18 protein-coding genes are annotated in these 15,983 nt (G+C 68.7%); 6 read left to right on the top strand and 12 right to left on the bottom strand.

Annotated elements, in window-relative coordinates:
* Positions 1–13: 13 nt before the first annotated feature.
* Entirely contained in the window at positions 14–214 is a 201-nt protein-coding gene (locus A5744_RS19140) for a DUF3046 domain-containing protein (protein ID WP_076063689.1), read from the bottom strand.
* Complete coding sequence (locus tag A5744_RS19135) at positions 214–1,380, bottom strand: nucleotide disphospho-sugar-binding domain-containing protein (protein WP_076063687.1); 1,167 nt, start codon at positions 1,378–1,380, stop codon at positions 214–216. The genes A5744_RS19140 and A5744_RS19135 overlap by 1 nt, the downstream gene beginning before the upstream one ends.
* A 53-nt stretch (positions 1,381–1,433) precedes the next feature.
* Here A5744_RS19135 and A5744_RS19130 point away from each other — a divergent pair, with 53 nt between their 5' ends.
* Complete coding sequence (locus tag A5744_RS19130) at positions 1,434–1,865, top strand: limonene-1,2-epoxide hydrolase (RefSeq protein ID WP_076063685.1); 432 nt, start codon at positions 1,434–1,436, stop codon at positions 1,863–1,865.
* 18 nt (positions 1,866–1,883) lie between these two features.
* Entirely contained in the window at positions 1,884–2,282 is a 399-nt protein-coding gene (locus A5744_RS19125; RefSeq protein ID WP_076063683.1) for a DUF5313 domain-containing protein, read from the top strand.
* A gap of 7 nt (positions 2,283–2,289) precedes the next feature.
* Here the strand turns inward: A5744_RS19125 and A5744_RS19120 are convergent, their stop codons facing one another.
* The 4 genes from A5744_RS19120 to pgsA form a co-directional block, all read right to left on the bottom strand.
* The gene (locus A5744_RS19120; RefSeq protein WP_076063681.1) at positions 2,290–3,108 is read right to left on the bottom strand and encodes a hypothetical protein; all 819 of its coding nucleotides are present in this window, start codon (positions 3,106–3,108) and stop codon (positions 2,290–2,292) included.
* An 18-nt stretch (positions 3,109–3,126) separates the two neighbouring features.
* Positions 3,127–3,954: a phage shock protein PspA gene (pspA, locus tag A5744_RS19115; protein WP_076063679.1), complete on the bottom strand. Its 828-nt coding sequence runs from the start codon at positions 3,952–3,954 to the stop codon at positions 3,127–3,129.
* Between the two features lie 96 nt (positions 3,955–4,050).
* Positions 4,051–4,401 (bottom strand): transcriptional regulator ClgR, encoded by a 351-nt coding sequence (clgR, locus tag A5744_RS19110; RefSeq protein ID WP_076063677.1) that lies wholly within the window; start codon positions 4,399–4,401, stop codon positions 4,051–4,053.
* 90 nt (positions 4,402–4,491) lie between these two features.
* A complete protein-coding gene (pgsA, locus tag A5744_RS19105) occupies positions 4,492–5,088 on the bottom strand; it encodes a CDP-diacylglycerol--glycerol-3-phosphate 3-phosphatidyltransferase (protein ID WP_205866326.1) in 597 nt (198 codons plus the stop codon).
* 57 nt (positions 5,089–5,145) lie between these two features.
* Here pgsA and A5744_RS19100 point away from each other — a divergent pair, with 57 nt between their 5' ends.
* Positions 5,146–5,661 carry an amino-acid N-acetyltransferase gene (locus A5744_RS19100; RefSeq protein WP_076063675.1) on the top strand — a complete coding sequence of 172 codons (516 nt, stop codon included), beginning with the start codon at positions 5,146–5,148 and terminating at the stop codon, positions 5,659–5,661.
* A gap of 12 nt (positions 5,662–5,673) precedes the next feature.
* On the opposite strand, the gene A5744_RS19095 is transcribed toward A5744_RS19100, so the two are convergent.
* The gene (locus tag A5744_RS19095; RefSeq protein ID WP_076063673.1) at positions 5,674–8,145 is read right to left on the bottom strand and encodes a DNA translocase FtsK; all 2,472 of its coding nucleotides are present in this window, start codon (positions 8,143–8,145) and stop codon (positions 5,674–5,676) included.
* A gap of 171 nt (positions 8,146–8,316) precedes the next feature.
* Between A5744_RS19095 and A5744_RS25115 the strand changes: the two genes are divergently transcribed.
* Genes A5744_RS25115 through A5744_RS19080 form a run of 3 tightly spaced genes read left to right on the top strand, consistent with a single transcriptional unit; the run spans position 8,317 to position 10,339 of the window.
* Complete coding sequence (locus A5744_RS25115; RefSeq protein ID WP_076063672.1) at positions 8,317–8,631, top strand: putative quinol monooxygenase; 315 nt, start codon at positions 8,317–8,319, stop codon at positions 8,629–8,631.
* Positions 8,628–9,455, top strand: coding sequence for a mycofactocin-coupled SDR family oxidoreductase (locus A5744_RS19085; protein WP_076063670.1), 828 nt, complete (start codon positions 8,628–8,630; stop codon positions 9,453–9,455). Before A5744_RS25115 ends, A5744_RS19085 begins: the two co-directional genes overlap by 4 nt.
* A gap of 2 nt (positions 9,456–9,457) precedes the next feature.
* The gene (locus A5744_RS19080; RefSeq protein ID WP_076063669.1) at positions 9,458–10,339 is read left to right on the top strand and encodes an SAM-dependent methyltransferase; all 882 of its coding nucleotides are present in this window, start codon (positions 9,458–9,460) and stop codon (positions 10,337–10,339) included.
* 5 nt (positions 10,340–10,344) lie between these two features.
* On the opposite strand, the gene A5744_RS19075 is transcribed toward A5744_RS19080, so the two are convergent.
* From A5744_RS19075 to A5744_RS19055, 5 genes are all read right to left on the bottom strand, one after another.
* Complete coding sequence (locus A5744_RS19075; RefSeq protein ID WP_076063667.1) at positions 10,345–12,021, bottom strand: ribonuclease J; 1,677 nt, start codon at positions 12,019–12,021, stop codon at positions 10,345–10,347.
* 36 nt (positions 12,022–12,057) lie between these two features.
* Positions 12,058–12,960, bottom strand: coding sequence for a 4-hydroxy-tetrahydrodipicolinate synthase (gene dapA, locus A5744_RS19070; RefSeq protein WP_076063664.1), 903 nt, complete (start codon positions 12,958–12,960; stop codon positions 12,058–12,060).
* Between the two features lie 81 nt (positions 12,961–13,041).
* Complete coding sequence (gene thyX, locus A5744_RS19065; protein ID WP_076063929.1) at positions 13,042–13,806, bottom strand: FAD-dependent thymidylate synthase; 765 nt, start codon at positions 13,804–13,806, stop codon at positions 13,042–13,044.
* 22 nt (positions 13,807–13,828) lie between these two features.
* Positions 13,829–15,076, bottom strand: a complete 1,248-nt coding sequence (locus A5744_RS19060; RefSeq protein WP_076063662.1) for a crosslink repair DNA glycosylase YcaQ family protein — start codon at positions 15,074–15,076, stop codon at positions 13,829–13,831.
* Positions 15,077–15,163: 87 nt separating this feature from the next.
* On the bottom strand, positions 15,164–15,898 hold the full coding sequence (locus A5744_RS19055; protein WP_076063660.1) for a cell division protein DivIVA: 735 nt from the start codon (positions 15,896–15,898) through the stop codon (positions 15,164–15,166).
* Positions 15,899–15,983: the final 85 nt, after the last annotated feature.

Genomic DNA, 15,983 nt, shown 5'->3' with positions numbered 1-15,983 from the left:
TGGTCGCGGGGCTTCACCACTGGTCGCGGGGCACGTCGAAGTCGACGCACAGCGCCCGCCAGACGTCGCGCGGCTCGACGCCATCCTCGATTGCCTGGGCCGCGGTGCGGCCGTCGAACCCGGTCAGCACGTGATCCACCAGCACCGACGCGCCGTACGCCGCGCCGAAGCGCAGCACCACCCGCTCGTTGAATTCCGTCAGCCGCACCCGCATCACCCCGCGAGAGCCAGCGCTTCGTGGCACACCCGCACCGGGTCGGCGACCCCGTCGATGCCGGCGGCGGCTTCGCGGGCGGCCTCGCGGTAGCGGGGCGTGGACAGCACCTCGTTCGTCGCGGCCACCAGCGCGTCGGCGGTCAGCGGCCGGACCAGCCGCGCGCTGCCCTGACGAACCACCCGATTGGCCATCTCCCACTGGTCTCCCCCGCCGGGAACCACCACCAGTGGCACCCCGGCGAGCAGCGTCTTGGTCACCATCCCGTGGCCGCCACCGCAGATCACCACGTCGGCCTGCGTCAACAGCTCGGCCTGGCGTCCTAGCCCCACCACCGCCCACCGCGGCACGGCCAGATCCGGTCCGCCCAGACGCGACACCACCAACCGCGACCCCGCCGGCAGCGTGTCGCCCGGCGTCAGGTGTCGCAGCGCGACGTCGGCCAACCCGGCGGTCCCGGTGGCCGCGGTCGAGGGCGCGACCACCACCACCGGCCCGGGACCCGGTGGGATCTCGAGCACCCGGTCAGTCGGCTCGAAGTGCAAGGGGCCGACCACCACGGCCTCGTCCGGCCAGTCCGGACGGGGCACCTCGAGCGCGGGCAGCGTGGCGATGAGCCGTCGCAGCGGCCCGGGATCGACGGCGGGCAGCCCGATCTGCAGCCGGACCGCGGCACGCTGCTTGACCCCGGTCCGCCAGGAGCGTGCGGTCAACGCGCGCATCGTGGCGTCGCGCAGCCGGCCGCGGATGCCGGTGCCGGGCGCCAGCCCGCTGCCTATCGGTGGCAATCCCTTGGACGGCAGGTACAGCGGATGCGGGTTGAGCTCGATCCACGGAGTGCCCAACAGCTCGGCGGCCATGCCGCCGCCCGCGGTGATGACATCGGAGACCACCAGGTCGGGCGCCAGCTCACGCAGGGTGGGCACGTTGAGCTCCGCCATCCGCGCCGCGCGCCCATGGATTCGGGCCCCGGCGTCGACGTCGTCGTCGGTGGCCGCGAGCCCGTCCAGCGCGACCGCGTCGATCCCGGCGCCGCGGGCGGTGCCGATCCATTCCTCGCCGGTGAGCAGGGTGGGCTCGTCGCCGGCCTCGCGGAAGCGCAGGCAAAGCGCGATCGCCGGAAACGAGTGCCCGGGGTCTGGCCCGGCAACGACGGCGACGCGCATCAGCCCTACCCTGCCACAGCGCCGGAGGGGCCGGCTCGCCTACGCTGGCAGCCATGACCGAGCCGACTGGGACGGCCGTCGCGAACGCCAGGACGGTCGAAGGTTTCCTGAACGCCTTGCAGGACGCGGATTACGAAACGGCGGAGGCGTCGTTGGACGACAACCTCGTCTACGAGAACGTGGGACTGCCGACGATCCACGGCCGCGCCAGAGCGATGAAGCTATTCCGGCGGATGGACGGGCGCGCCGCGTTCGAGGTGAAGATCCACCGCATCGCCGCCGATGGGGCCGCGGTGCTCACCGAACGCAGCGACGCGCTGATCTTCGGTCCGTTGCGGCTTCAGTTCTGGGTGTGCGGCGTGTTCGAGGTGCACGACGGGCGAATCACCCTGTGGCGCGACTACTTTGACTTCTTCGACATGCTCAAGGCCACGGCGCGTGGGCTGGCCGCGCTGGTAATACCGTCGCTCAAAGCGTCGTTCTGACAGGGCATGACGACAGACATGGCCAACGACAGCGTCCGCACCAAGCCCAACGCCCTGCAGTACATCCGCTATTGCTACGGGCGCCGGCTACCCGACTCGATGCGGGATTGGGTGCGCAACGACCTGGCCGGCAAGGGCGCCGTCGCGCGGATGATGATCCGCGTCGCGGTGCCGGCGGTGTTGGTGCTCATACCGTTCTGGTTCATCCCGACCACGCTCGACGTCCATCTGAGCATGACGCTGCCGATCCTCATTCCGTTCGTGTATTTCTCGCACGCGCTCAACAAGGTGTGGCGCCGGCACATGCTGGCGGTGCACGGGCTGGATCCTGGGCTGGTTGACGAACGCGCCCGGGCGCGAGACGCGCACATCCACCAGGCCTACATCGAGCGCTACGGCCCGCGGCCCGAAGACTAGCGGCGCGCTACTTGCGCTGCAGTCCGCCGAGTTCGTCGAACGCCTGCGCCCAGCCGAGGAGACGATCCGTCGCTCCGACCAACTCGTCGCGGTAGCGTTGCTGCGACGCGGCTAGCACTCCCCCGGTGTCGCCGTTGGCCGACGATACCAATTGTGCTGCGGCGGTGACCATTTCGTTGTATTGACGAACGCCCGCGCTCAGCTGCGCGGTGAACGCGTTGATGGTGGGCACCAGATACGAGCGTGACGACTCCGAGTAGTGCACCGCCCGCTCCATGGACACCACCTCGGCCGCGGTGGCAGCCATCGCCGCCGAGGTCTTGTTCGCCGCCGCGGTCAGGTCGCGGATTTCGGCCGCCGGCAACATCGCGCCCCGCTCGATCACACCCAGGAGAGAGAAGAATCCTCGTTCCGAGGCGCCCAGCGCGTACATCGCCGGTCGCGCGGCCGAACCGGGCGGCGGCAGCCTGCGCGCGTTGGCGGGCCGGCTCGCCGGCAGCGGCTCGGATCGCAGCCAGCGGTAGCGAAGCAGCAGTAACGTCGCCGGGATCACCAGAACGACCGCGATGGCCCCGGTGATCTCCAGCAGCAACGCGAACCAGCCCCAGGCCGCGAGCACGGCCGTCACCACCGCCCAGAACACGCAGCCGGCGGCGAATATCAGGCCCCACCGCAGGGCGCGTCGGCGGCGTCGCAGCAGCCGGGCGCGTGGATCCGCGGCGGCGCTGATCTTCTGGGCCACAAAGTCGGAAAGGTCGGCGGCGGTGTCCAGCCCCCGCTGCAACAACGCGCGCCAGGATCCGCGCCCCGTCGCGTTCACCGACATCGTGGGACCCTTCGCGGTTTAGGACTGACCGAAGGGCTTCTCGGCGGCTTGCCCGCCTGTCTCGGCGGGCGCGGGCGTGGCCGGGGTGGCTTCCGCTGCCGCGGTCGAGCCCGTCGGCAGGGCTTCGCCACGCATCGACGCGCGGATCTGCTCCAGCCGGGAATGACCGGCCATCTGCACACCGGCCTGCTCGACTTCGAGCATCCGCCCCTGCACGGAACCCTGCGCAAGCTCCGCCGCGCCCACCGCATTGGCGTAGCGGCGTTCGATCTTGTCGCGCACCTCTTCGAGGCTCGGCGTGTTACCGGGGGCCGCGATCTCGCTCATCGACCGCAGCGACGCGCTGACCTGCTCCTGCATCTTCGCCTGCTCGAGCTGGCTGAGCAGCTTGGTGCGCTCGGCGATCTTCTGCTGCAACACCATCGAGTTCTGCTCGACGGCCTTCTTGGCCTGCGCCGCCGCCTGCAGCGCCTGGTCGTGCAGCGTCTTGAGGTCTTCGACGCTCTGCTCGGCGGTCACCAGCTGGGCCGCGAACGCCTCGGCCGCGTTGTTGTACTCGGTGGCTTTCGCGGTATCTCCGGACGACGTGGCCTGGTCGGCCAGGGTCAGGGCCTGGCGCACATTGACCTGCAGTTTTTCGATGTCCGCCAGCTGCCGGTTGAGCCGCATCTCCAGCTGACGCTGGTTGCCGATCACCTGGGCGGCCTGCTGCGTCAGGGCCTGATGGGTGCGCTGCGCTTCCTCGATGGCCTGCTGGATCTGGACTTTGGGATCGGCGTGCTCGTCAATTTTCGCGTTGAACAACGCCATGACGTACTTCCACGCTTTGACGAACGGATTGGCCATTGCTTAGCTCCGCCTTCGCTACTTGTGGGCCCGGTAGGCCTTGGGTAGAGCCCTGCTGGGCTCGTGCTCACCCTGCCGCTCAATTTAGTGGGGCGCTCAGGCCACCGCCAGAGACGCCACCGGCGGAATGACGACCTTGGTGCCGGGGTCGATGGTGGAACCGCTTGCCACGGCGGTCGGCTCGCCAGCCGGCTCGCTGTGCGCGGCGCGTTCCTCGCTCGCCATCCGCTCGCCGGCGTCGGCGAGGACCGCCGACAGCGGGACCTCCAACGCATCGCAGATCGCGTTGAGCAGCTCGCTGGAGGGCTCCTTGCGGCCGCGCTCGACTTCGGACAGGTACCCGAGGCTCACCCGAGCCGCATCGGACACCTCGCGCAACGTCCGTCCCTGTGTTGTCCGGGCCAGGCGTAACACGTCGCCGATGACCTCGCGCACCAATGGCGGCATTCCCGCTCTCCTTCGTCCCGGTTCGTTCCAGTTTGTTCCAGGCAGCCCTGCTCGACACGAGCTCATTAGGTCAACGCCGGCACCGGTGGCCTAGTTCCCGCTCGTCGTCTGGCGAACTTCCCGGACGGCGGACGCGACGTAGTCGATGCCGGTCACCACGGTGAGCACGACCGCCGCCGCCATCACCACCGAAGCCCCCACCAGGAACGGCCCCGAGAGGGGCAGCACGAACAACCCGATCGCCAACGCCTGGACCACGGTCTTGACTTTGCCGCCCCAGCTGGCGGGGATGACGCCGCGACGAATCACCGTCAACCGCAACACGGTCACCCCGACCTCGCGAGTCAGGATCAGCACGGTGACCCACCACGGCAGGTCCCCAAGCATCGACAATCCGATCAGCGCCGACCCGATCAGTGTCTTGTCGGCGACCGGATCGACGAACGCACCGAATTCGGTTGCCATGCCGTAGTTGCGGGCCAGCAAGCCGTCCAGCCGGTCGGTGATCATGGCGATCGTGAAAATCACGAAAGCGACTATGCGCCCGACGATTTGGTGGCCATCCCCGGCGAACAGGGCGAGCAAAAAGATCGGGACCAGCACCAGCCGCAACAGCGTGAGGATGTTCGCGAGATTGGCGATCCGGACACGCCGCACTATCGGACCCGTTTGCGGCTGCCCCGACACGGCAACAGAATAACGGTTGACCAGCGCAGGCGTGCCCGATGTCAATACTGTTGACCCGTGACCGAAAGCCAACAGGATCACCGGCCGGTGGTGCGGCGCGCGCGAACATCCGATGTCCCGGCGATCAAACAACTCGTCGACACCTACGCCGGAAAGATCCTGCTGGAAAAGAACCTGGTGACGCTCTACGAGGCCGTTCAGGAGTTCTGGGTGGCCGAGCTAGCCGGAAAAGTGGTCGGTTGCGGGGCGCTGCACGTGTTGTGGTCCGACCTCGGCGAGATCCGCACCGTCGCCGTCGATCCGGCCGTGACGGGGCGTGGCATCGGCCATGCGATCGTCAACCGGCTGCTCGAAGTCGCCCGCGAGCTGCAGTTGCAGCGGTTGTTCGTGCTGACGTTCGAGACCGAGTTCTTCGGCAAGCACGGGTTCAGCGAGATCGAGGGCACACCGGTCACCGCCGAGGTGTTCGAGGAGATGTGCCGCTCCTACGACATCGGGGTCGCCGAGTTCCTGGACCTGAGCTACGTCAAGCCGAACATCCTCGGCAACTCCCGGATGCTGCTGGTGCTTTAGTCGTCGGGCTCCTCACTCGTCTTGGAGGTCGGATCCGCCCGCGGAACCCCGGATCGCGGCCAACGTCGCGGCCAGCTCGTCGGGCTTGACCAGCACGTCACGCGCCTTGGATCCCTCGCTGGGCCCCACGATGCCGCGGGTCTCCATCAGGTCCATCAGGCGGCCCGCTTTGGCGAAGCCGACGCGCAGCTTGCGCTGCAGCATCGACGTGGAGCCGAACTGGCTGGACACGACCAGCTCGACGGCCTGCAGGAAAACGTCCATGTCGTCGCCGATGTCCGGGTCGACGTCGGTGCGCTCGCTGGTGGGCTTGGCGGTGGTCACGCCGTCGGTGTATTCGGGTTCGGCCTGATCCTTGCAGGCGGCGACGACGGCGTGGATCTCCTCGTCGGTGATGTAGGCCCCCTGCAAGCGCAGGGGCTTGCTGGCTCCCATCGGCAGGAACAGGCCGTCGCCCATCCCGATCAGCTTCTCCGCGCCCGCCTGGTCCAGGATCACCCGACTGTCGGTGAGCGACGACGTCGCGAACGACAGCCGCGCCGGCACGTTGGTCTTGATGAGCCCGGTCACCACGTCCACCGACGGCCGCTGGGTGGCCAGCACCAGGTGGATGCCCGCGGCCCGGGCCTTCTGGGTGATCCGCACGATGGCGTCCTCGACGTCGCGCGGCGAGGTCATCATCAAGTCGGCTAGCTCGTCGACGATCGCCACCACATACGGGTAGGGGCGGTACTCCCGCTGGCTGCCCAGCGGCGTCGTGATGGCACCCGACCGCACCTTCGCGTTGAAGTCGTCGATGTGACGCACCCGCGACGCCTGCATGTCCTGGTAGCGCTGTTCCATCTCCTCGACCAACCACGCCAGCGCGGCCGCCGCCTTCTTCGGCTGCGTGATGATCGGGGTGATCAGATGCGGAATGCCTTCGTACGGCGTCAGTTCCACCATCTTCGGGTCGATCAGGATCATCCTGACCTCCTCCGGGGTGGCCCGCGTCAACAGCGACACCAACATGGAGTTGACGAAGCTCGACTTCCCGGAACCCGTGGAGCCGGCCACCAGCAGGTGCGGCATCTTGGCCAGGTTGGCCGAGATGAAATCGCCCTCGATGTCCTTGCCCAGCCCGATCACCAGCGGGTGGTGGTCGCGGCGGGTCGACGGCGCGGTGAGCACGTCGGCCAGGCGCACCATTTCGCGATCGGTGTTGGGCACCTCGATGCCGACGGCCGACTTGCCCGGGATCGGCGCCAGCATGCGGACGCTCTCGGTGGCCACCGCGTAGGCGATGTTCTTCTGCAGCGCCGTGATCTTCTCCACCTTGACGCCGGGGCCCAGCTCGACCTCGTAGCGCGTGACGGTGGGCCCGCGGGTGCAGCCGGTGACGGCCGCGTCGACTTTGAACTGGGTGAGTACCTCGCCGATCGCGGTGGCCATCTGGTTGTTGGCCGCGCTGCGCTTTTTGGGCGGGTCGCCGGTGACCAGCAGGTCCAGCGACGGCAGCGTGTAGGGGCCCTCGACGACGCGGTCGGTGACCTGGGGCTGCTTGCGCGAGCCGCGCCGGCCGCGCGGTTTGGCGGCTTCGAAGGCCGGTTCGGGGACCGTGGGGGTTTCGTCGTACACGTCGTCGCCGGCGCCCTCCGACGACCACGCCTGCGGTTCTGCGTCGAAAGGTGGCTCGTCGTCGAACCGGTCGTCGAACTCGTCGGCGTAGTCATAGGCGGACTCGTCGTAGTCACCGTTTTCGTCGTCGACCAGCCGGGTGCCGAACGTGGCCCGAATCATGTCGGGCAATTCGCGGATGGTGGTACCGGTGAGGAGTAACAGGCCGAACATGAACCCGATGAACAGCAGCGGCGCGGCGATCCAGGGCGTCAGGCCGTCCGACAACGGACCACCGATGGCGAAGCCGATGAATCCCGCTGCGCGCCTGCGCAATTCGGGATCTTCCGGAGAACCGGACCACAGGTGGCGCAGGCCGAGGACCGACAGGGCGATGAGGCTGGCGCCGAGTATCAGCCGGGGCCGCGCATCGGGGTTGGGCTGAGTCCGCATCAGCGCCACCGCGACGCCGCCCAAGACCACCGGCAGCGCCAGGACGGCCGACCCGATGAACGTCCGGAGCACGACGTCGACCCACGCGCCGATCGGCCGGGCGGCGTCGAACCACGAGCTCGCCGCGACGACGACGGCCAGCCCGAGCAGAACCAGCGCGATGCCGTCGCGGCGATGCCCGGCGTCGATGTCGCGGGCCCGCCCGATCGAGCGCGCCGCACCGCCGGTGCCGCGCGCCGCCATCAGCCAGGTGGCGCGCATTGCCCGGCCGCAGGTCAGCCCCGCGGCGACTAGCACCGACTGGTTGTGCCGTTTGGCGGGTCTACCCGGGCGCCGGCGGGGTGCGGCCGGTCGCGTACTTCGGGACTTGCCCCGCGAAGCGGCCTTTGACCTGCTCGTTCGGCTTCGCGAGCGGGCCGCGGTCTTACTAGCCATGGTGGCCAGGGTAGTCGTAAATACATCATCTGCACCACCCGCCACACTGGTAACGGCGATCCTCTCCGATCCCCTGCCTCGGGCGCCGCGGCGGCCCCCGGAACGCGTGGGTAGGGTGACGAACGGTGATCAAAGTCACGCCGCTCCCCGTCCTGCCCAGGAGGCCCTAGCATGCCCGTCGTCGTCGTCGCCACCATGACCGTCAAACCCGAATCGGTCGACACCGTCCGCGACATCCTCACCAGTGCGGTGGAAGAGGTGCACGACGAGCCGGGCTGCCAGTTGTACTCGCTGCACGAAACGGGTGAGACGTTCGTGTTCGTCGAGCAATGGGCCGACCCCGAGGCGCTCAAGGCGCACAGCACCGCCCCCGCGATCGGCAAGATGTTCGCGGCGGCCGGCGAGCACCTGGCCGGAGCGCCGGACATCAAGATGCTGCAGCCGGTGCCCGCGGGGGATCCAGAAAAAGGGCAACTGCGCCGGTGACCCCCGGCCGGCCGCTGGATGGCAAAGTCGCGCTCATCACCGGCGCCGCGCGCGGGCAGGGTCGGGCGCATGCGGTGCGGCTGGCCGCGGACGGCGCGAATGTGATCGCTGTCGACGTGTGCGCGCAGATCGACAGTGTCCCGTATCCGCTGGCCACCCCGGAGGATCTGGCGGAGACCGTCAAGCTCGTCGAGGACACCGGGGCACGCATCGTCGCCAAACAGGGCGATGTTCGCGATCGCGAATCGCTTTCGGACGCAGTCCAGGCCGGCGTCGACGAGTTCGGGCGCCTCGACATCGTGGTGGCCAACGCCGGCATCGCACCCATGCAGTCCGGCGGCGACGGCTGGCGCGACGTCATCGACGTCAATCTCACCGGCGTGCACCACACCGTGGAGGCCGCGATACCGACAATGGTCTCCCAGGGCAGCGGCGGTTCGATCGTGCTGATCAGTTCGGCCGCCGGGCTGGCCGGCATCGGAAGTGCCGACTCGGGCTCCATCGGCTACGCCGCGGCAAAACACGGTATGGTCGGGTTGATGCGCGTATACGCCAATTTGCTTGCCCGCCACAACATCCGGGTCAACTCGATACATCCGTCCGGGGTCGACACCCCGATGATCAACAACGAGTACACCCGACGGTGGCTGGCCGACCTCGTCGCGCAGTCCGATTCACCGCCGGACATGGGCAACGCGCTGCCGGTGCAGGTGCTGGCGCCGGCCGACATCGCCGACGCGGTGGCATGGCTGGTATCCGATCAGGCTCGCTACCTCACCGGCGTCGCGTTGCCGGTAGACGCCGGCTACTTGAACAAGCGATAGTCATGGCGCGAAACCCCGTGGCGCAGACCGCCTTCGGCCCGATGGTATTGGCGGCCGTCGAACAGAACGAGCCGCCCGGCCGCCGCCTGGTCGACGACGACCTCGCGGACCTGTTCTTGCCGGCCCCGCTGCGCTGGCTCGTCGCCGCGACCCGGGCCGCCCCGATCCGGCACCTGATGATCCGCGGATCGGAGTTCACCGGCCCCGGGTTGTGGGTGAACATGGCCTGCCGCAAGCGCTTCATCGCCGACAAACTTGCCGAAGCGCTCAGTGACAACCAGGACATCGACGCCGTCGTCATCCTCGGCGCCGGATTGGACACCCGCCCCTACCGGCTGACCCGGCAGGTGCGAATGCCCGTTTTCGAGGTGGACCTGCCGGTCAATATCGCCCGCAAGGCCAAGACGGTTCGGCGGGTGCTAGGCGAGCCGCCGCTGTCGGTTCGGTTGGTGGCGCTGGACTTCGAGCGCGATGACCTGCTCACCTCGTTGGCCGAGCACGGCTATCACACCGATTACCGTGCCTTCTTCATCTGCGAGGGCGTCACCCAATACCTCACCGAAGACGGTGTCCGGCGGACCCTGGAGGGCCTCCGCGCGGCCGCCCCGGGCAGCCGATTCGTGTTCACCTACGTCCGCCGGGACTTCATCGACGGGACGAACCTGTACGGCACCCGGACGTTGTACCGCAACACCCGCGAGCGCCATCAGCTTTGGCACTTCGGCCTGCAGCCCGACGAGGTCGCCGGGTTCCTCGGCGAATACGGGTGGCGGCTGGTGGAGCAGGCCGGGCCCGACGAGTTCGTCCAGCGCTATGTGGAGCCCACCGGTCGCAAGCTCCCGGCATCACAGCTGGAGTGGTCGGTGTACGCGGAGAAGGTTTAGCGCCGCTAGACCTCGATGACGGTCGGCACGATCATCGGCTGGCGGCGGTAGGTTTCGCCCACCCATTTGCCGACGGTGCGCCGCACCGCCTGGGCGATGCGGGTCGGGTCGGTCACATCGTTGGCAACCAGCGATTCCAGCTCCGCCTCGACCTTGCGGGCGGCGGGCTCGAGCGCCTTGGGATCTTCGGAGAATCCGCGCGAATGTAGTTGCGGCGCGGCCACCGGCCGCCCCGTGCCGCGCTTGACCACCACGGTCACGGCGACGAAACCGGAAGACAGGATGAGCCGTTCGCCCAGGGTGATATCGCCGACGTCGCCGGTGATCAAACCGTCGACGAACATCTGGCCGACCGGCACCGCGCCCGCGATGGAAGCCTTGCCCGCCACCAGGTCGACGCTGACGCCGTTCTCGGCCAACAGGATCGACTCCGGCGGCACGCCGGCGCGCGCCGCCAGCTTGGCGTTGGCGCGCAGCATCCGCCAGGTGCCGTGGACCGGCATCACATTGCGCGGCCGAACCCCGTTGTACAGGAACAGCAGCTCGCCGGCGTAGGCGTGGCCCGAAACATGAACGCGCACTTGTTGGTTGGTGACCACCCGGGCCCCGATCTTGGCCAGCGAGTCGATGACGCCGTAGACGGCTTCCTCGTTGCCCGGGATCAGCGACGACGACAGAATGATCAGGTCACCGGCGGTCAGCGTGATGCTGCGATGCTCGCCGCGCGACATCCGCGACAACGCCGACATCGGCTCGCCCTGGGTGCCGGTGGTGATCAGCACCACCTGGTCGGGCGCCATCATCTCGGCGGCGGAGATGTCGATGACGTCGGAATCGGCCACCCGCAGGAACCCCAGCTCGCGGGCGATGCCCATGTTGCGCACCATCGATCGCCCGACGAACGACACCCGCCGGCCCAGAGCCACCGCGGCGTCGATGATCTGTTGCACCCGATCCACGTTCGAGGCGAAACACGCCACGATGACCCGCCCGTCGGCGCCCCTGATCAGGCGGTGCAGGGTCGGGCCGACTTCGCTTTCCGACGGCCCGACGCCGGGGATCTCGGAATTGGTCGAGTCGCACAAGAACAGGTCCACGCCCGCGTCGCCGAGCCGCGACATGCCGGGCAGGTCGGTGGGGCGGCCATCGAGCGGCAGCTGGTCGAGCTTGATGTCGCCCGTGTGCAGGACGGTTCCAGCGCCGGTGTAGACCGCGATGGCCAACGCGTCGGGGATGGAGTGGTTGACGGCGAAGTATTCGCACTCGAACACCCCGTGCCTGGTGCTTTGGCCCTCTTTGACCTCGATGAAGGCCGGCTTGATGCGGTGCTCGCGGCATTTCGCGGCGACCAGCGCCAGCGTGAACTTCGATCCGACGACGGGGATGTCGGGCCGCAGCTTGAGCAGAAAAGGGATCGCCCCGATGTGGTCTTCGTGCGCATGGGTCAGCACCAGCGCCTCGATGTCGTCGAGCCGGTCTTCGATGTGGCGCAGGTCCGGCAGGATCAGGTCGACACCGGGCTCGTCGTGGGTGGGAAACATCACCCCGCAGTCGATGATCAGCAGCCGGCCCAGGTGCTCGAAAACCGTCATGTTGCGGCCGATTTCGCTGATGCCGCCCAGCGCGGTGACCCGCAACCCACCCGTGGTCAGCGGACCTGGTGGGCTGAGGTCTACATCCACTTGCGGGCCACCCTCACTTCTCGCTCATCGGAGCACTCATCGGAGCACCGAGGCCGCCCGCATATCGGCGGCGAGGTGTTCGCTTTGTTCCGGTGTTGCCGCCATTTGGGGCAGGCGCGGATCACCGATGTCGAAGCCCTGCAGGCGCAGGCCGGCCTTGGACAGCGTCACCCCGCCCAGCCGGCTCATCGCATCGCAGAGCGGGGCGACCAGGACGTTGATCTTGCGGGCGGTGGCGATGTCTCCGGAGTTGAAGGCGGACAACAACTCTCGCAGTTGGCCCGCCGCCAGGTGCGAGATCACGCTGATGAATCCGGTGGCACCCATCGCCAGCCAGGGCAGGTTCAGGGCGTCGTCGCCGGAGTAGTAGGCCAGCCCGGTCTCGGCGATGATCTGGCCGCCGCTGTGCAGGTCGCCCTTGGCGTCTTTGACGCCGACGATGTTCGGGTGTGCGGCCAGCGCCCGGAGGGTGTCGGGCTCGATCGGCACCACCGAGCGCGGGGGAATGTCGTAGAGCAGCACGGGCAGCTCGGTCGCATCGGCGACTGCGGTGAAGTGCGCGTGCAGCCCGGACTGCGGCGGCTTGGAGTAGTACGGGGTGACCACCAAAAGGCCGTGGGCGCCTTCGGCCGCGGCGGCTTTGGCCAGGCGGACGCTGTGCGCGGTGTCGTAGGTGCCGGCACCGGTGATGACGCGGGCGCGGTCGCCCACCGCCTCCAGCACGACACGCAACAGCTCGCGCTTCTCGTCGTCGGTGGTGGTCGGCGACTCGCCGGTGGTGCCCGAGATCACCAGGCCGTCGCATCCCGCGTCCACCAGGCGGTTCGCCAGCCGCGCCGCCGCGATCGTGTCAACCGAGCCGTCGGCGCCAAAGGGCGTGACCATCGCTGTTAGCAGAGTTCCCAGGCGTGCCGGGGCGTCGAATCCGACGGTACTCACGGTGTTCAGGCTACCTGGCGGCGGCAAGCTTTTTAGCACCTACCGGCCCGGTTGTGTCCCCGTGCGCCTCGGCTTCACCCCTCACGCTTCGGTCGCGAGCGGGCTGGTGGCGACCTCGGTGCCGTCGGCCAGGGTGGAGACCTCGAAGTCGGCGAACACGGCCGGGGCGATGGCGGCGAGCTGGCGCAGACACTCGATGGCCAGCCGCCGGATCTCGACGTCGGCGTGCTCGCTGGCCCGCATCGCGATGAAGTGCCGCCAGGCTCGGTAGTTCCCGGTCACCACGATGCGGGTTTCGGTGGCGTTGGGCAGGACCGCGCGCGCGGCCTGACGGGCCTGCTTGCGGCGCAGGGCGCCCATCTTTTCGGTGGGCTGGCCCGTTGCGAACTTGGCCTCCAGCCTGGCCAGCAGGTCGGTGTAGGTGGCCCGGCCGGCATCGGCTGCGGCGGCGAGGATCCGCTGGAGTTCGGGATCATCCTCCATGCCCGGCGGCACGACGACCCGCGACTCCTTTTCCGGGACGTAGCGCTGCGAGAGCTGCGAGTACGAGAAGTGCCGGTGCCGGATCAGCTCGTGCGTGCAGGACCGCGAGATGCCGGTGATGTAGAACGACACGCTCGCGTGTTCGAGCACGGAAAAGTGGCCGACGTCGATGATGTGCTTGATGTAGCCGGCGTTGGTCGCGGTCTTCGGGTTGGGCTTGGACCAGCTCTGGTAGCAGGCTCGCCCGGCGAACTCGACCAGCGCGGGGCCGCCGTCGGCGTCGGTGGTCCACGGCACATCGGGGGGCGCCAGGAATTCGGTCTTGGCGATCAATTGCACGCGCAGCGGCGCGGTCTCAGCCACGGCGCTCACCTTAGCCGGGCCATCAGCTCACCCGCTTGGAAGCCGCGCGCAGGTCGCCGGCCAGGTTGCCCCGTGTGGAGACGCTGAACCCACCCAAGCCCAGCCACGCGGCCATGGACTGAAGTTCGCCGGCCAGCGCCGCGGCGGCGCGACCGCGGTCCACGTCGGGCTCGGCGAACGCACCCACGACGCGCAGCGCACCGGCGGCGCGGTCGGCCTTGAGGTCGACGCGCGCCACGAGCCGGCCGTCCAGCAGGAACGGCCACACGTAATAGCCGTACTGGCGCTTGGCCGCCGGGGTGTAGATCTCGATGCGGTAGTGGAAGCCGAACAGCCGCTCGACGCGGGGCCGGAAGAAGATCAACGGGTCGAACGGGCACAGCAGCGCGGTGCCGCGGTCACCGCGCGGCACCGTCCGGCCCGCCCGCAGGTACGCCGGCGCGGGCCAGCCGTCGATGTCGACCCGTTCGATCTCCCCGGCGGCCAGCAGGTCGGCGATCGCGGGCTTGATCTGCTGTGGGGACAGGCGGAAGTAGTCACGCAGGTCGGCCTCCGCGGCCACACCCAGCGCGGTGGCGGCCCGCAGCGTGAGCTCGCGGACGGCCTCGTCGTCGTCGACCTCGCGGGCCAGCACCTCGGCCGGCAGCACCCTTTCCACCAGGTCGTAGTGGCGGGCGAAGCCCACCCGGGTGGCGGTCGTGAGCACCCCGGCGGAAAACAGCGCCTCGGCCACCCACTTGGTGTCGCTGCGCGTCCACCAGGTGCCCTTCTTACGCCGCGGCTCGAGGTCCATAGCGGCCAGATGCGCCTCGATCTGCCCGGCGGTGCTGGGCCCCAGCTCGGCGACCGCCGCGACGACGTCGTCGGCGAGTTGCGGATTGGCCTGCAACGCCTCGAGAAACCGGTGGGGGCCCCAGCGGCCATGCCGATACTGCCGCATCCGCCAGCGCATCAGCGGCCAGTCTTCAACGGCCATCAGAGCGGCCTCGTGGGCCCAGTATTCGGCCAGCAGCCGCGACGACCGCGGACCCCAGGCCGCGCGGTCCAGCACGTCGCGGTCATAGGGGCCGAGCCGGCTGAACACCGGCGCATAATGGGCGCGCACCGCCACCGACACCGAATCCAGTTGCAGCACTTGGATTCTCGATACCAGGCGCTTCAGATGCGCCCGGGTGATCGCGCCGCGGGGTCGCGGCTCGTTAAATCCTTGGGCCGCAACGGCTATCCGCCGGGCTTGGGCGCCGGTCAGCCTGGGGGGCCGGGGGGACACGGCGCCGACAATACTGGCCGGGTCTGACAATACTGGCCTGACAATAATGGTCTGACAACACTGGCCTGACAATGCTGGCCCGCGCCTCTAGTGGGCTGAACCCGCGCCGACCTTCCCGTCCAGCGGCACCACGGAACCTGTCTCGTGACTTGTCTCGGGGTTCTCCTCCGACAGGTTGTCTCGTTCTTGGTACGCCGCCTCGAGCGCTGCCGGAACCGCTTCCAGGTCGCGGTACACGCCCATCAGGTGCTCGAGGATCTTGATCCGCTGCTGACTCGCCACGTCCACGGCCCGCCGAGCCTCGTCACGATCCCTGTCGGCTCGCTGCTTCGCCTCGGCGAGCAGCTGCTCACGCGCCCGCTCGGCGTCATCGCGCAGCGTGGCCAGTTCGGCCTCGAGCTTTTCCTTGGTTTCCTGGTACTCGGCTTCCAGGGCTTTTTGCTGCGCCGCCATGTCGGCCAGCATTTCTTCGCGCTGCCGCCGGGTGGCCTCGGCCTCGGCCTCCGCCGCCGCGATCAGCGCTTCCGCCTCGGTCTTCGCCTCGGCCTGCATCTCGGAAACCTCGTCGACCGCGCGCCGCAGCATCTTCGCCATCCGCTTTTGCATCGCGTGGGGCGAGGGCGAGGTGTCGGTGAGGACGGCGACCTCCTTGCGCAGCGCGGCCGTTTCGTCGCCGGATTCCCGCAGCCGGGCCCGCAGGCTCTCGACGTCGTCGAGCAGCAGCTTCTGTTTGGTGGTCAACACCTCGATGTGGGCGTCGACCGCGGCCGGGTCATAGCCGCGGAACATGCGGGTGAACGTCTTTGCGGGTTCGGTTATCACTGCCAATTCCCCTCCTGAAAACTCCTGGAAACACCGGTCAGACCGACCCCCGGTCGAGTATGTCAGGTCAGCCCATGGGCGCGAA

Origin of the sequence: Mycobacterium sp. IS-1264 (assembly GCF_001954195.1) — a bacterium.
Taxonomy (GTDB): Bacteria; Actinomycetota; Actinomycetes; order Mycobacteriales; family Mycobacteriaceae; genus Mycobacterium.
This window is presented reverse-complemented; position numbering and strand designations above follow the sequence as displayed.

Bases quoted from the DNA above. Each gene is read 5' to 3' on its own strand.
- A5744_RS19140 (WP_076063689.1), bottom strand. From the start codon at position 214: ATGCGGGTGCGGCTGACGGAATTCAACGAGCGGGTGGTGCTGCGCTTC.
- A5744_RS19135 (WP_076063687.1), bottom strand. From the start codon at position 1,380: ATGCGCGTCGCCGTCGTTGCCGGGCCAGACCCCGGGCACTCGTTTCCG.
- A5744_RS19130 (WP_076063685.1), top strand. From the start codon at position 1,434: ATGACCGAGCCGACTGGGACGGCCGTCGCGAACGCCAGGACGGTCGAA.
- A5744_RS19125 (WP_076063683.1), top strand. From the start codon at position 1,884: ATGGCCAACGACAGCGTCCGCACCAAGCCCAACGCCCTGCAGTACATC.
- A5744_RS19120 (WP_076063681.1), bottom strand. From the start codon at position 3,108: ATGTCGGTGAACGCGACGGGGCGCGGATCCTGGCGCGCGTTGTTGCAG.
- pspA (WP_076063679.1), bottom strand. From the start codon at position 3,954: ATGGCCAATCCGTTCGTCAAAGCGTGGAAGTACGTCATGGCGTTGTTC.
- clgR (WP_076063677.1), bottom strand. From the start codon at position 4,401: ATGCCGCCATTGGTGCGCGAGGTCATCGGCGACGTGTTACGCCTGGCC.
- A5744_RS19095 (WP_076063673.1), bottom strand. From the start codon at position 8,145: ATGGCTAGTAAGACCGCGGCCCGCTCGCGAAGCCGAACGAGCAGGTCA.
- A5744_RS25115 (WP_076063672.1), top strand. From the start codon at position 8,317: ATGCCCGTCGTCGTCGTCGCCACCATGACCGTCAAACCCGAATCGGTC.
- A5744_RS19080 (WP_076063669.1), top strand. From the start codon at position 9,458: ATGGCGCGAAACCCCGTGGCGCAGACCGCCTTCGGCCCGATGGTATTG.